The 14,869-nt window shown below is 41.6% G+C and carries 17 protein-coding genes; 13 read left to right on the forward strand and 4 right to left on the reverse strand.

Annotation, left to right across the window (positions count from 1 at the left end; translation table 11 throughout):
• Positions 1–55: 55 nt before the first annotated feature.
• Entirely contained in the window at positions 56–316 is a 261-nt protein-coding gene (locus KSP24_RS11765) for a hypothetical protein (protein WP_013370805.1), read from the forward strand.
• A gap of 107 nt (positions 317–423) precedes the next feature.
• On the opposite strand, the gene KSP24_RS11770 is transcribed toward KSP24_RS11765, so the two are convergent.
• A complete protein-coding gene (locus tag KSP24_RS11770) occupies positions 424–786 on the reverse strand; it encodes a hypothetical protein (RefSeq protein WP_137078374.1) in 363 nt (120 codons plus the stop codon).
• A 467-nt stretch (positions 787–1,253) separates the two neighbouring features.
• Between KSP24_RS11770 and KSP24_RS11775 the strand changes: the two genes are divergently transcribed.
• Positions 1,254–1,538: a hypothetical protein gene (locus KSP24_RS11775; RefSeq protein WP_216975180.1), complete on the forward strand. Its 285-nt coding sequence runs from the start codon at positions 1,254–1,256 to the stop codon at positions 1,536–1,538.
• A 174-nt stretch (positions 1,539–1,712) separates the two neighbouring features.
• Here the strand turns inward: KSP24_RS11775 and KSP24_RS11780 are convergent, their stop codons facing one another.
• Positions 1,713–2,075 carry a DUF4181 domain-containing protein gene (locus KSP24_RS11780; protein ID WP_228392898.1) on the reverse strand — a complete coding sequence of 121 codons (363 nt, stop codon included), beginning with the start codon at positions 2,073–2,075 and terminating at the stop codon, positions 1,713–1,715.
• 528 nt (positions 2,076–2,603) lie between these two features.
• Here KSP24_RS11780 and KSP24_RS11785 point away from each other — a divergent pair.
• Together KSP24_RS11785 and KSP24_RS11790 are read left to right on the forward strand one after the other, a co-directional pair.
• Positions 2,604–3,503, forward strand: a complete 900-nt coding sequence (locus KSP24_RS11785; RefSeq protein WP_216975181.1) for a copper amine oxidase N-terminal domain-containing protein — start codon at positions 2,604–2,606, stop codon at positions 3,501–3,503.
• Positions 3,504–3,744: 241 nt separating this feature from the next.
• Complete coding sequence (locus KSP24_RS11790; protein WP_254207757.1) at positions 3,745–4,344, forward strand: stalk domain-containing protein; 600 nt, start codon at positions 3,745–3,747, stop codon at positions 4,342–4,344.
• 266 nt (positions 4,345–4,610) lie between these two features.
• Here the strand turns inward: KSP24_RS11790 and KSP24_RS11795 are convergent, their stop codons facing one another.
• Positions 4,611–5,021 carry a hypothetical protein gene (locus tag KSP24_RS11795; RefSeq protein ID WP_254207760.1) on the reverse strand — a complete coding sequence of 137 codons (411 nt, stop codon included), beginning with the start codon at positions 5,019–5,021 and terminating at the stop codon, positions 4,611–4,613.
• A 189-nt stretch (positions 5,022–5,210) separates the two neighbouring features.
• On the opposite strand from KSP24_RS11795, the gene KSP24_RS25235 reads away from it, so the two are divergent.
• From KSP24_RS25235 to KSP24_RS11835, 8 genes are all read left to right on the forward strand, one after another.
• Positions 5,211–5,432 carry a hypothetical protein gene (locus KSP24_RS25235; RefSeq protein WP_254207761.1) on the forward strand — a complete coding sequence of 74 codons (222 nt, stop codon included), beginning with the start codon at positions 5,211–5,213 and terminating at the stop codon, positions 5,430–5,432.
• A gap of 196 nt (positions 5,433–5,628) precedes the next feature.
• Positions 5,629–6,543 (forward strand): copper amine oxidase N-terminal domain-containing protein, encoded by a 915-nt coding sequence (locus KSP24_RS11805; RefSeq protein ID WP_013370814.1) that lies wholly within the window; start codon positions 5,629–5,631, stop codon positions 6,541–6,543.
• 177 nt (positions 6,544–6,720) lie between these two features.
• On the forward strand, positions 6,721–7,605 hold the full coding sequence (locus tag KSP24_RS11810; RefSeq protein ID WP_216975182.1) for a TolB family protein: 885 nt from the start codon (positions 6,721–6,723) through the stop codon (positions 7,603–7,605).
• A gap of 88 nt (positions 7,606–7,693) precedes the next feature.
• On the forward strand, positions 7,694–7,864 hold the full coding sequence (locus KSP24_RS11815; protein WP_216975183.1) for a hypothetical protein: 171 nt from the start codon (positions 7,694–7,696) through the stop codon (positions 7,862–7,864).
• A 330-nt stretch (positions 7,865–8,194) separates the two neighbouring features.
• Complete coding sequence (locus KSP24_RS11820) at positions 8,195–9,592, forward strand: helix-turn-helix domain-containing protein (RefSeq protein WP_216975245.1); 1,398 nt, start codon at positions 8,195–8,197, stop codon at positions 9,590–9,592.
• A gap of 365 nt (positions 9,593–9,957) precedes the next feature.
• Positions 9,958–10,125, forward strand: a complete 168-nt coding sequence (locus KSP24_RS11825; RefSeq protein ID WP_013370820.1) for an aspartyl-phosphate phosphatase Spo0E family protein — start codon at positions 9,958–9,960, stop codon at positions 10,123–10,125.
• Between the two features lie 100 nt (positions 10,126–10,225).
• Positions 10,226–10,420: a Rha family transcriptional regulator gene (locus KSP24_RS11830; RefSeq protein ID WP_040101527.1), complete on the forward strand. Its 195-nt coding sequence runs from the start codon at positions 10,226–10,228 to the stop codon at positions 10,418–10,420.
• Between the two features lie 114 nt (positions 10,421–10,534).
• Positions 10,535–10,909: a DnaJ family domain-containing protein gene (locus KSP24_RS11835; protein ID WP_040101526.1), complete on the forward strand. Its 375-nt coding sequence runs from the start codon at positions 10,535–10,537 to the stop codon at positions 10,907–10,909.
• Between the two features lie 64 nt (positions 10,910–10,973).
• On the opposite strand, the gene gluQRS is transcribed toward KSP24_RS11835, so the two are convergent.
• On the reverse strand, positions 10,974–11,969 hold the full coding sequence (gluQRS, locus tag KSP24_RS11840; protein WP_216975184.1) for a tRNA glutamyl-Q(34) synthetase GluQRS: 996 nt from the start codon (positions 11,967–11,969) through the stop codon (positions 10,974–10,976).
• 343 nt (positions 11,970–12,312) lie between these two features.
• On the opposite strand from gluQRS, the gene hrpB reads away from it, so the two are divergent.
• Positions 12,313–14,841 (forward strand): ATP-dependent helicase HrpB, encoded by a 2,529-nt coding sequence (gene hrpB / locus KSP24_RS11845; RefSeq protein ID WP_216975185.1) that lies wholly within the window; start codon positions 12,313–12,315, stop codon positions 14,839–14,841.
• The last annotated feature ends 28 nt before the right edge of the window (positions 14,842–14,869 follow it).

A 14,869-nucleotide genomic window follows, 5' to 3' on the forward strand; every position in this document is an offset into this window, starting at 1 on the left:
CTGTAGCTTTGTTCCTCAGGTCTTTTTGCTACTTTGTTTTTATGGAGGTAGCTATATGGCTTTTCTAGAGGATAGTTCTAAAAAAGAAGAAATTCGAGAACGTTATGAGCAATTATGGAGTGAACTTTTAGTTAGAGATGAAGAAGAAGCAGAAAAGGTTTTAGAAAAATTGGAATATAGATTCCTTCCGACTAGCCAGAAGATAATAAGACCATTTAAGACTCATCTTACTTGGATTATCCCTCTTGGCGTGATTATATTCTTTGTTTTAGCTTACGTCATATTTATTTATATTGCATTATGGGTAGAAGATTAGTTAGTAGGTGCTCTTGGAAAATCAGAATTTTTCCAGGAGCATTTTTTATTATGGTTTAATAAATGGGATCTGCTTGATATGACCGGCCTTTATAGCATAGGAGCGGATTAATTCCGCTCTTTTTGTATGATCTCTTTAAAAGTATAACCGCTATAAATGAGGAAATAGGATTCTCCAATTAGAAAAAGTAACTTATGCCACCATGTTTCTTGTGACATAAATAAAAATAGGATAATTCCAACTGAGATCATAACCATAATCACTTCTACAACCGTGTCAGTTACAATACTGGTTCTATGCTTATTTTGGTATTTTTCGTACAACGTCCGACCGATCAAACGGATGGCGTATATACCCATCAACCAATCATAAATATAATGGGGTGGATTATTATATACAAGTCGCACTGTTAGGGTAGCCAAGAAAACTATCAAAATAAGAAAAATTGGATTCTTCAGCTTCGTCAGCATAGTTCTCTCCTCCCACTCCATTTACAATTATTATACAATATCTTTTGAAAAATTTATAAAATAAACATACTTTGCAAAGGAAGGTAATTCATCGCGATAAAAGGGTGTTTCTGGCTCAATCTAGGAGCCCTCTTTTTTTTGAGCCGGTTGAAACCCTAAAGGCTGGTAAAACGCTAATCATCATGTATACCTGCATAGAGCAGAACCATGTTCCGCTGCGTTCCATCATCGTGCTATCGAAGTGGAAGTTGAAGAAGATGGTTGACAGCAGCTGAGAGCGCATTTTACAAGGACGTCTTAGTTTCCTATCCGTAAGCTTCAGGAAGTTGATATGGCTGAAGAACAGGAAATTGGTAATTCCGTGAAGGTAAGAGGACATGTTTACGAGAATTAAGATTAGATGCAAAGAGATCTGAAGCTTTGTTCTTCAGGTCTTCTTGCTACTTTGTTTTCTATGGAGGTTGCAAATGGTTTTGCTAAAAGATAGTTCTACTAAAGAAGAAATTCGAGAGCAATATGAACAAATTTGGAGTGAACTTTTAAATAAAGATGAGAAAAAAGCGGAACATGTTTTAAAGAAATTGGGATATGAGTTGTTGCCTACCCGTCAAAGAATCCTAAGATGGTGGGGGAAAATCCTGTCTCCATTAAAAAAACGTTTTATCTGGATTATCCTTTTTAATGTGATTGGGTTCTTCCTTTTAGCTTACGTACTATTTATATACGTATCATTGTGGATTGAAGATTATTAAAGACGTTTCTGGGGAACCAGAAGCGTCTTTTTTTATGATCCGGTTGAAACCTAAAGGCTGGTTTTACCAGCCGGGGTATCTGTAGCAAATAGGCTGGCTTATCGGCAAGTAAGGGAGCGAACAGGACAAGAGTGGGGAAGCTGGCACATAACCGCACAAATGTGCGGGCTTTTGTTAAATTAGAACGTAAACAATTGTACCAACTACAGATATAGCCATCATCAATAGTGAAGTAATATGTTTTTGTGAACTTCGAATATATTTCCATTGGAAGATAGATCGAACACCGAACACTATAATAAGTAATACGCCAATCCAAACATATTTATAAGGGGGTTCATTAACAAAAAAAAGTGATAAAAATATACCAATACCCCCAATCACAACGAACCACCTGTATGGGATAAAACCATCCGTGTCTGATATCTTCTCATCTGTTTTGCTGATAATTTTATCCAGAACAAATTGAATCACAGCTGCAATAAATAATACAAGATAAAAGCTCACTTGTATCACCTTCTTTTTCCATTTATTCAACTGTACTACACCAATACAAATTTTTCATGCATAATAAACATATGATCTAATTCCGCCCTTTTCTTCTGATTTCAAAAATATTAACGCACACACCAATAAGTAAATATAGCTCCGCAAGCAGAAAAATTAATTGATCTGACCATGAAAAGTCTTTAGTTGAAAATATGGATATGATAACTCCGAATGAAATGAGTAGCATAAATAATTCTACAATCCTATCAGTTATCCTACTGATCTTCTCATTTTTCTGATATGTTGCATGAATAGCACGTACAATTAAACGGATTATTAATGATGCTAACAACCAGTTATAAAGAAGTATTCGGATAATTATATGAAATTCGCAGAACTAGACTAGCTATGAGCCATACCAAAAGAAGAAAAGTTAAATAATAAGGATTTTTTAGCATCGTTCTTTCCCCTCACCGAATTTACAGTTATACAATTATTATACAATATATTAGAAACTTTTCGGATAATTCATACGTCTTATGTATGGGTACTTATTGAAAAAGGAGGTAATTTATCTTGAAAAAGGTTATTGTGTTTGTGTTTTTCTTCGTACTTACGTTTCAAACCTGGGCGATTGCTGATGCCGCCAATCCGATATCCGTTAACGCGGTGAATGTGAATGGAAAGTTTATAGCAACTGATGTTTCACCTATTATTAAGGACGGGCGTGTTTTGGTCCCTATACGCACACTTGCTTCACTTGGGGTAACCTATCAATGGGATAATAATAGCCAATCTGCTCTCATCACAAAAGGCAAAGATCAAATTAAGCTGACGGCCAACAAAAAAGAAGCATTTAAAAATAACAAAGCGATTCAGGTTGATGTGCCGGTACAAGTGACTCAAGGAAGGATATTGGTGCCTATCCGTTTTGTGTCGGAGAATTTTGGCTACAAGGCAAGCTATGAGAAGATTCGGTCTATTTTATTTATTCAAGACGGTAATTATAAGGTTGATCAAGAGAGCCTACAGGCAGAAGATTTACAAACCGCTCGTCAGGCTGCTATATCGCTGCCGGTTCAATTTTCTTTCAAATCGCTTTCTTCTTTAGAAGAGCCGGGGGCTAACAAAGAATATACTTACGTTTTCCCAAGAGGGGATTCATCCAGATACATGTATTTTAGCAATGATTGGTCAGCTGGTAATACGGTAGTTGAAATTAAGGATGGAGTTGCTAAGGCAGTTTGGCAATTTACATCAGGAAATGGTCTGGATGATATTGTATCCAGTGCTGGCCAAAGACCAAGTTATAATTACGTTGAATGGGTAACTGATATTATGATGTTTAATGATGAGAATGGGAATATCAAAGCTGTATACAAAGATGATAAAGGTCAACAAAAGGAGATTACTGCAAAGGCGAAATCCTATATAGATGTTATCCAATCTATTCCTAATGAGACGAGAAAACAATAGCTACTACTGATTCAGTTTATTAAGGACGTCCTTAGCAAGGGATGTTCTTTATTTTGCTTTTGGATTCAAAATATAAGCATTGTTGGGTTTTAAGTGAATTTCAAATTTGGAGGCTAGTTAGGTATGAAAAATATCTTTCTTTCATCGATGCTTACTTTAAGCATGCTCTTAACGTTTGCTATCCCGCTTTCTGCTGCACCGTCGATTCAATTGGTCATAAATAGTGAGGTGGTACATTCAGATGCTCCCCCTGTTTCTGTCGCAGGGAGAACTATGGTTTCTTAACAAGAATCGCGTTGTTGTGCCTTTGCGCTTCATCAGCGAAGCCTTTAAAGCAGAGTTAGAATGGAAAGCGGACAAAAATATGGTCATTATTCGGAGTGCTGACCAAGTAGAAAAATACAAGAAGTTGTATCAAGGTACGGATTTAGTGGCGGCACGTAAAATCGCTGTAGACCTTCCTTCTAACGATGAAAATAAGCTGGATAATACCGAAGAGGGCGTTTATTATCAGTTTGTTTTTCCCGAAGGGGAGGCATTGAGATATTATTATATTGTTGGAAACCTACTTACTTATTATGAAATTAAGGATGATGTGAAACATCTAGTATGGGAAGGCGTAGAAAAAGCTCCAGAAAAGTATACGAAAGAAAAAGGGAAACGACCACCAGTAGATAAAACAGAATATTATTTTTTACAGGAACGTGTGGATAGTAGTGTTACCTATGGAAAAGTAGGGTCAGGGAAGTCGGTAACACAACGTTTACCAGCCAATGTTACAGGATTACATGATATTATTGTACCTATTTCCGGTGAAGTAAGGAAAGATCAAATGAAATAGAGTATGATTCAACTTCATCTAAGGACGACCTAGTGTACTAGTGACGTCCTTTGTCTCGCTTGTGGCTTAAAACTAGCGCCAAAACTGAAGATTATAAAAGTCCCATCTTTATTTCCGCTTATGCTTATCTAAAATTTCTTGAAACTTATCTGCATTATAAATGTCGTTATTGACCTTCCACGTGCCATTCTCTTTTAAAAAAATGAGTTGGCCTTCCAAGGTGATTTTTTTATTTTTATCCTTCAACACAAGAGTTGCAGAATATGTTAAGTCAATGTTTTTTTGGTTACACTTTTCTCTTGAAATTGAAGGTCTTCAATTGATAAAGTGGTTTTCTCAAGCGAAGCAATTTCCAGAGGAAGAGCGATTTTGCGATTATCGACTTGTTTTTTTAAAAAATTTGTTGTCATTAGTGGTTCCAATTTACTTTTTCTTTGTTTTATCCAATTCGGTGTAATCGATTTATTATAATCACTTACTTCAAATTCGGTTTGTTTAAATTCCGTAGCAATCTGTGTAACATTTAGAATCTCAGTATCATTTTTATTTTCTTGAGTAATTGGATTGTATGTTTTCTGTTGTGAATTTTTCGTGGAATTTGCTGGTTCTTGATTGGAACAACTTATAGCTGTTGTTAACAATATTGTGGATGTTAGAAGGTAAATGGATTTCTTCATAAACAAATCCTCCTATATAGCTATAATACTTGTTAATTTTACCATGAAATACACTTAAATCATATAAAGTTAGAGAATAAACTCAGCAACTTTGCAAATTGTATCGTAGCATAGGCCATTTCAATCAAACCAGCAACTGGCTGTCAAGGAAGGAGCGAGGTTGCGAGACCTCAAGACAGTAATTATAAAGTGGACCAAGAGAACTTACAGGCTGAAGATTTACAAGCAGCTCGTCAGGCTGCCATATCGCTGCCGGTTCAATTTTCTTTCAAATCGCTTTCTTCTTTAGAAAAACCGGGGGCTAACAAAGAATACACCTACATTTTTCCAAGAGGAGATTCTTCCAGATACATGTATGGAAACAATGTTGGTAATACGGTAGCTGAAGTTAAAGATGGAGTGGATGTTTAATGATGATAAGGGGAATATCAAAGCTGTATACAAAGATGATAAGGTCAACAAAAGGATCTCACTGCAAAGGCGAAATCCTATACAGATATTGTCCAACCTATTAATAGCTAATTCTATTCGATTTATTTAAAGTCTATAAAGTTCAGCTTAGTTTGGAAGGCTGCAAAAACATATTATTGAGGTGGCTAATCAAATCATGAATAAATTTTCAAGAGCGGCTTTTGCATCTGCAATATCTTTTAGCGTACTTGCAAGCTGTGTTTCTGGTGTTTCTGCGGCGGCTTCCAAGTCGATTATTGTACAGATAAATAACAAGCCTGTGTCAGGAGATGCAGAGCCATATATTGAGAATGGTTCCACGTTGGTGGCATTGAATATGATAAAATCGATTCCAGGTGTAACGATCAACTGGGATAATACTTCTAAAATGGTAACTGTAGATAATAACGGAACAAAATCAACACTGGTGGCTGGCAAAAAAGAGGCAATGGTAGGTGGTGCAAAAGTAACACTGTCTATCTCTTCTGTAATGAAAAATGGTCGTGTTATGGTGCCGCTACGTTTCATTGCAAATGCGTCCGGTTCTCAAGTGTACTGGAATGCTCCAGATCGTACAGTTTACGTAGTTAAACCGACAGAAGATATACTGAAAGAAATCCAATCTAGTGATATTTCTGTAGTTCGTCATAGTGCATACAGTCTTCCACGTATTGTCAAAGTTAATGTACTGTCAGGTGAAGAAGGGGATAGTATGGCTTATATTCGCTACTTCCCAAAAAAACAATCCAGTGAATTTTTTGAACAACATATGGACATTGTGAATTACTATCGTATCATTGACACACATGTAGAACTCCTCTGGTCTGCAAGGCTGAATCTGCAACAGGAAGCCAAAAATGCAAGTCTGCCTTTCCTCAACAACAAAATTATTGAACAAAGCGGCAAAATGCCGATGATCCCAAAAGGGTTCATTTATTATAACTATAGTGTTCCGGGCGGCACCACGTTCGGGACTATTGATAAAACTGGTAAAAAAACTCTTCTAGGTGAAGCAACCGAAGATCAAGCAAAGCAAATGTTTTTCTCTATCCCAGAAGAAGAACAACTATAAAAGATAATTGTCAGAATGGATACATGCAATTCTTTTTTTAGACAGAAAGGAAAGGGAGGACTGATTGTAAAGTATATTACTTGATTATATGTACAGTTGACTAGTACTTTACCTTTAATATATTACATATACAAGTGACGTAGGAATAACGACACGTTGTATACTAAGGAGGAATATATGAAATCCGCGCAGATAATGACTGTAGGTGCAATAATGGTGTTGGCCATTTCAGGGTGCAGTGGTAATGCAAGTTCAAATCAACAACTGCCTCAGAACGAAGTGAAAAATATTGAGGTTAACAACACAAAGGAAGGTGTGAAAAAAGTTGAAGAAAAAGTAACTATAGAAACATCTAAAGCAACTGACAAAAAGATGAATTCTGTAGATTATTCACAGTATTATAATAATCAAGATAAATTTAAGGTTGTAGTTTCGGGAAAACAGATTGTATGGAAAAATAAAGATATTACTTTTACCGCAAAATTAACTAAGGCTAAGGGGGAAGAAGCCGCCGAAGCCAATGAAGTTGTGGATTCTATGAAAATAAAAAGTAAGCGCGGAGAGCAACTTATCAAGCTCAACCCACGACCTTTGAGAGTTAATTCACTTTCCTTATCCAAAAACAACCAGGTAGCTCTCCATGTAAGCGATCATGAGGGGAGTAGACTTGTTCTAATTAATTTATCTGAGGGGGCTCAAACTATTGTAAACATGTTTGAGATGAATAGTGACGGAGCAGGAAGTGAAAAGATTGATGCATATAATTGGTCACCAGATGGAAAAAAGATTGCGTTTGGAATCGGTGATCTAGGTTCAAGTTATATCGGAGTATACGATGTAGAGCGTAAGAGCTATACGCATGTGTCCGATAAGGATTTTACACTGATCTCCTCTATAGTTTGGCATAAAGATGGGAAAAGCTTTGACTTTGTTAGTAAAGGTGACGATTCTCCACAAGCAATACTCTATACTTACTCGGAAACAAAAAAATCCATTTTAGAAAGTGGGGCTTTATCTAAGAACGATGAACAGAAGCTAGCTGAATTAACATCGGAATTTTGATTGGACATATACAATGTTGATAATTGACACCAAACATTTACAATGGTTGAAGTATAAATTAAGGTGGGAGTTGCTTATGAGGATTTCCATGAGTAAGGTTCTAAAACGTTATGCAACGATTCTATTGAACTACGCAATAGTTATAGGGGTATTTTACGCTTTGGGATATAAGATGAGAGCTATGGGTATCTATGCAATTCTGACAGGAATTGTGACTGGAGCAATAATCAACTTGGCATTATCAAAGCAAGAGAAATGAACCTATGTATCCCTTGATTACATCAAAATCAGGGGATTTTCATTTGATTAAAAGGTCTCGTGAGTTTCTGCATGTGACCTCTATATCATTGCTGGTGGGACTGCACATGGGGAAATGAATTAGTCATGTCAACTCATTGAACCTTTTACTTGGATCAATCCAATCATTTCAGGATGTCGTTCGTCTAACCTGTCTCAATATGTGTAAGATATGCTTAATTTTCGTTATAAACATTAGTTGCATAATATATTGACAGATGGTTAATTTTGGAGAAGAATAGAGGGTGATTTTTTGAAAAAATGGAATTTTTATGTGAAGGGTGGTTATGACTTGAAGCATACACCTACGATTTCAGCGGAGTTTGAGGATTATCTAAAACAAAATGATATGACGTTGAGTCAATTTGCCGAATATTCAGGGGTTCATCAAAGAACGCTTAGTAATTGGATTACTCAGCATCGTCCTGTTTCTGTCCAGCAGCTAGACCGAATTACTGTGGCTATGGATTTGCCAGAAGGCTATTTTTACGATCTATACATAGAAAATTATATCATTGAACTTTCTCCGAATTTTAGGCGAATCGAGCCATTATTGTATCGTTGTGCGGAGTTGGACAAGCTGGATGCAATCCGTCGAATGGTTGGTCATATTATGGACAATCCGCTGTATGCGTCCAGACTATTTGATATTGCAGAAGAATTATTTGAACAGGGAAGACATGCTGCTGCGCTGCTGCTTTATGAGAATGTCGCAGAAGTGGAGAAATATCAGCATTCTGAACGCTTGGCCATATGTCAATATCGCATATTTACGATTCAAGTTGGAGACGATCAAGGTCTTAATCTCAAGGCAGCGACATTATTTGAACCTTTCGTGGAACGACTGGATGAAATAGATCAGCTTGATGCCTTAAAGGATTTGGCGAATGTGTATCGCTCTTTGCGTTTATGGGACAGGCTTGATGTGATTGCTCGCAAAATGAAAGATAAAGCTGAAATCCAATACACATTGGAGCATCAGCAGAAGAAGCGAAACCATGCGCAACTTGAAAAGAAGCTGAGTCGCCCCCTGTTTGTGTATATTACCTATGCCGATTTATTGTGTGCCAGTGCATATGAGGCCAAAGGCGATTATGATCAGGCATTAGAATATACATATGCCTACGCTAATTTAGATTGGGTCAAAGAGACGGACAAGGATACTCTGCATTGGATTAAACAGTTTCAAGATTGGGCAGAAGGTAATATTTACACCTATAAACTATTATCTGGAGATATAAGTGTACTAAACAATTATGTTGAATATATTGCTGCATCGCCAGATGCTTCTGAAAAAGAAATGGTTACAAAGCTGTTGAATGTTATGATGGCAGCAAACCGATATCAAGTTGATGTAGATGACATACTTAAACAGTTTGAAAAGGAGATTGATTCGATTACCCAACCACAACCATCTGTGGATATATACACTCATCAAGTGGTTCCAGAACAATCAACACGTTTTAAATATGAGCTGGCTAAATACTACTTAAATAAAGGTAATTACTCATATGGATTTAAAAACTTACTAGACGTGTTATCTAAATCATTAGTCATTAACAAAGAAGCTTTTTTCATTAGCTGCATAAAATTATTTGAGCAGTTCAAAAAATTTGCAGACTTCAGAGTGTGTACGAAGTATGAGAATTTAGTTAGAGAAGGGCGGAAAGAAAGATTATTTTATTATTAGTAGTAATCAATCATTTCTCAGTGTTGATTCCAAGCTGAAAAAATAAATGTATATGGAAAATGCAGAGAAGACTATTGCTGTGCAAGTAAAGCGGTCACTTTTCCCACAGATTTTAACCCACGCCTGACTTTATTCAGGAAATACGGAGGGGGTAGCAATGGAAGTAACATCCGACTGCATAGTGAAATAATAGTTGGGTTGGGTTTTAAGCTCAGTTTGTAGGAGTCTGTTGTATTTTATATATAAACATATGCCGACAAAAAGTGCCTCTGGAATATTCCAGAAGCACTTTTTTTGTTAAGCGTATTTTAAAAAAATCCAAAAATTTACGTTTTGCATTAGAATATGACACAGAAGGGGGAATCATGCTGATGAATCCAGGTGTGACTTTACTTCGTGTCGAACGGGCCAGAAAAAGACTGTACCAAGTGCAGAAAAAGTATGGGTTTTTAACGCATCCTAGAGTAATTGAACAATCTATGAAACTGGATGAACTATTGAATCAATACCAAACCTGCAAAATGAAATCTTAGCTAATGTGTGTGCATGATGCATTTTAAAGGAAGACGAACTCCAATCTCCAAACTCCAATAAAGATCCTAAATTCTATACTATGAAGAGGTGGTAGCGCTGTTGAACAAACGGAATCCTGTAACCCCTTTTGGATGGAAAATCAAACAAAAGCTAGTTGAAATTCAAATGGACCAGAGAACTTTTTGTGACACCTATCATATTCCTGCTAGCCGCTTATCCAATCTCATTCATGGAACACGCAAGGCCAAAAAATATAGAGAACAAGTATGTCAGTTGCTTGGGATCGAAGAATAACCATCACTCTCCTACAGGAATACAGGACAACCTCATAATATGTAAGCTAGAGTGCAAAGGAATCCAGGTTTATTTAATATAGATTGTACATAGGATGCTTAATACAAGGAGTGGATGAAAATGTTCTCTAGAATGGCAGAGCAGAAGATTGCCGAGGCGATGGCCAAAGGCGAATTTGATCATTTGCCGGGAGCGGGCAAGCCACTGGTGATTGAGGATTTGTCACATGTTCCAGAAGAGCTGCGGATGTCGTACAAGCTGTTGAAAAATGCAGGTATTTTACCAGAAGAGCTACAGCTGCAAAAGGAATGTGTCCAGCTACGTGACTTGCTTCACGCTTGCCATGAGGCAGGAGAGCAACAGCGGATCAGTCGCAGGCTGACTGAAAAATCGCTTCGTCTTCGGATGCTGCTGGAGGAAAGAGGGATGAATACGTCGTCTGTATTTTATGAATATGAGTCTGCTGTGCGTCAGCGACTGGAGGAATAGAAGCGAGAGGAGCAAAGGGCGGAGTGCCCTTGCCCGTACATTTTGCTTTCCGTGCTTTGTCCCATTACCGTTGCAGTGCAGATAATTTCATGAGGCATTGCTTCGTTAGGATGACGGGTTCTTTGGGCAGTTTGTCCAAATGAAAGCCAGCGATTAAATCCACAGCCTTCACAGGCTCGGGAGTATCCAGCAGCCCGGAAAAGTAGGCGAGCCAGCCAATGACGGCTTCCGGTGTAACTCCTTGCCGACGCATGGCTCGGAGTGCTACGCCACCATGTCGCTTGGCCAGTCTTCGTCCATCCGGACCCAGGACAAGGGGAACATGTGCAAAACGCGGCGGCTGCAAGCCGAGAGCTTGGTATAACAATAGCTGACGGGGAGTCGAATCAAGAAGATCATAGCCGCGCAGCACATCGGTCATATGCATATCCGCATCATCGACGACGACGGCAAGCTGATAGGAAAACATGCCGTCTGCCCGTTTGATGATAAAATCGCCCCCCTCCGCTGCAGCGAAGGATACGTGACCAGCTACCTGATCATAAAAAGAAATAATAGCATCTGGATGTTGCGGTACTTTAAAACGAAGTGAAGGGAGTTTATGCTGTGCTCTAGCCAGGGCTTCATGAGAGCTAAGATTACGACATGCCCCTGAATATGCGGGTCCTTCACCAGACAGTCCGTGCGGAGCATGGGCGGCAGCCATAATGTCTGCCCGACTGCAAAAACAAGGATACAGTAAATCTTGCCCCTGAAGTTTCTCCAATGCAGATTGGAAGCGTTCCAGCCGCTGGCTTTGAGTGTAAGGACCGTAGGGACCGCCAATATCGGGTCCTTCGTCCCAATCCAGCCCGATCCAGCGCAAATCCTCCATAATTCCTTGCGCCAATGTGCTGCGAGCTCGCGTCATATCAATATCTTCCATACGTAAAATATAGGTTCCGCCCAAGGAACGAACATGCAGCCAGGATAATAAGGCGGTGCGAGCATTTCCTAAGTGTATCCACCCCGATGGTGTTGGGGCAAAACGTCCTCTAATGGGTTGAGTTTGTAATTCCATACGAAAGTTACCTCGATTCTGTATCCCGTGTTTCTATATTCCGTCCTTCAGCAATCCTTATTAACCATATTATAAAACGATCTTGGCGCGAGTGCATCTCGACAGGTATAGGAGCTAGCACCAGAAAGTATGCATACTTGCGATGACCAGACGGGAAATTTAAATATCTGTATAATAGATTTAGAAAACTTAGGCACAACAGGTCGAGGTGAAATCCCTGTACTGGGCACCAGCTTAACATTTTTACTCGTTTTTCAATAATTACAGGTAGTGAAAAATTCACAATAATAAAGGAATTCAAACTTAGATTCTACGCCACAAGCGTATCATTGGAGAGATTTCATTGACAGATAAACAGTTGCCTATTATGCAAGTCATCCCCGAGCTTAAACATGCGTTACTATCTCATTCAGCGGCGGTACTGATTGCACAGCCGGGAGCGGGGAAAACAACAGTAACACCATTAGAACTGTTGCATGAGCCGTGGCTGGCGGGGCAAAAGATAATCATGCTGGAGCCGCGACGTTTGGCAGCACGTGCGGCAGCAGCACAAATGGCGAAAGCACTGGGTGAGTCCACCGGGAAGACCGTGGGTTACCGCGTTCGTATGGATACCAAGATAGGGCCAAGCACGCGGATTGAAGTGGTTACGGAGGGTGTGCTGACCCGGATGCTGCAACATGATCAGGCTTTGGAGGGAGTCGGTCTGATTATTTTTGATGAGTATCACGAGCGAAGCCTGCATGCAGATTTGGGCTTGGCACTTGCCCTGCAAAGCCAGGCGCTGCTGCGACCGGATTTGAAAATATTAATCATGTCTGCCACCCTGGAGGCAGAGCCTGTATGCAGACTGTTAGGAGATGCACCCTTACTGGAATGTCCAGGCACCGTGTTTTCAGTAGAAACCTTGCATATGCCCAAGCCTTCGTCAACCTCATTAGAGTCCTTTACAGCGGAGATCGTAGAAAAAGCGCTTCATGCTCATGAAGGCGATCTGTTGGTGTTTTTACCAGGGGCTAGAGAAATTCATAGAACGGAACGAGAGCTGACGTCCAGAAATTTGTCAGCACACGTCAAGATCATTCCGCTGTACGGCAGTATGAAGCTGGAGCAGCAGGATGAGGCAATACGACCGTCGGTTCCGGGCAGCCGAAAGGTTGTACTGGCCACCTCAATTGCCGAATCCAGCTTGACCATCGCCGGGATCACGGTGGTAATTGATAGCGGACTGTCACGGGAATCGGTATTTTCCGCGCGTACCGGCATGAGCCGTTTGACCACCGTCAAGGTGTCCAAGGCCTCCGCGGATCAGCGGCGCGGACGGGCGGGCCGTCTCCAGCCGGGCGTGTGCTATCGGCTGTGGAGCGCGCAGGAGCATGCCGCGCTCCCAGATGCCAGCCGCCCGGAAATCGCGGCGGCCGATCTGGCTTCACTCGCACTGGAGCTGGCGGCCTGGGGCGTGCGCGAGCCTGCCGAGCTGGCCTGGCTGGATGCCCCGCCTGAGGCGGCGTACCGCCAGGCCACAGTTCTGCTGCGTCAGCTTGGCTGCCTGGAGGCCGCGGCCGATGGTACAGCAGGCGGCATTACTGCGCATGGGCGCGAGGTATCTGCCTTGGGCACGCACCCGCGCCTCGGGCACATGCTGCTGCGCGCAGCAGCTCTTGGCTTGGCTCCGACTGCCAGCCGTCTGGCGGCGCTGCTGCAAGAGCGGGACCCGTTCCGTGCTCATGGCGGAACGGATTTGCGCCCGCGGCTGGATGCTCTGCGCGAGGCGGCTCACGCCCGCAGTACGCATAGCTTGCTGGGGGCGGCAGACGATACGGTGATTCGACGTATCGTGCAGGAGAGTCGGCAGCTGCTAGTCACGCTGCCGGACGCAGCCGCAGCGCAGGACGAGCCTGACGGCTCCGCGGCCTGCGGGCTGCTGCTGGCCTTCGCGTATCCGGATCGGATCGCGCAGGGCAGAGGGGATGGCCGCTTTTTACTCAGCGGCGGCCGGGGGGCGCGACTCCGACAAGTGGAGTGGATGTCGCATTCGCCCTATCTCGTTGCCGCCGAAGTAGACGACGAGGGAGCAGATGGTGCCATTCAGTTGGCGGCACCGATTGAACTGCAAGAGCTGATCCAGCATTGCAGCGATTTACTGCTGGAACAAGCCAACGTATATTGGGATAGCTCCGCTTCAGCCGTGAGAGCCCGAAAGGTAATTCGGCTGGGCTCGCTCATCTTAAAGGAGACGTCTTACGAGCGACCTCCGGCAGAGGAAATCGCGGCTGCCTTAATGCAGGGGGTCCGGGAACGTGGTCTCAAGCTGCTGTCCTGGAATCGGCAAACTCTTCAGTTGCAGGCACGTTTGATTTTTATGCATTTCTCAGCACCCGAGGAATGGCCAGACAGCTCGGAATCTGCGCTACTGGATTCACTGGAATCGTGGCTGTTGCCTTTTGCACTTGGAGCCAAAAATATAGCCGATCTGCAACGACTGGATGGTAATGAATTGCTGCTGGGCAGGTTGAATTGGGAACAGCGGCAACAGCTCGAACAGGAAGTACCGACGCATATACGTGTACCCAGTGGTTCACGTATTCCTGTCGATTATTCGCAACCTGAGGCTCCTGCACTGGCCGTGAGACTACAAGAACTGTTTGGCATGAAGGATACGCCCCGTATTGGACGCGGACGTGTGCCGATTGTGCTGCATTTATTATCACCTGCCCAGCGACCTGTGCAAGTGACATCTGACTTGTCCAGCTTCTGGAGCGAGACTTATTTTGAAGTTAAAAAGGACCTAAAAGGCAGATATCCCAAGCATTATTGGCCGGATGATCCACTAGAAGCTGTGGCGACTAACAGAGCAAAACCTAAGCGATGATCGGAAGCCGAACTTGAAGTAGACATCA

The organism is Paenibacillus sp. AK121, from assembly GCF_019042715.1.
GTDB lineage: Bacteria > Bacillota > Bacilli > Paenibacillales > Paenibacillaceae > Paenibacillus > Paenibacillus polymyxa_C.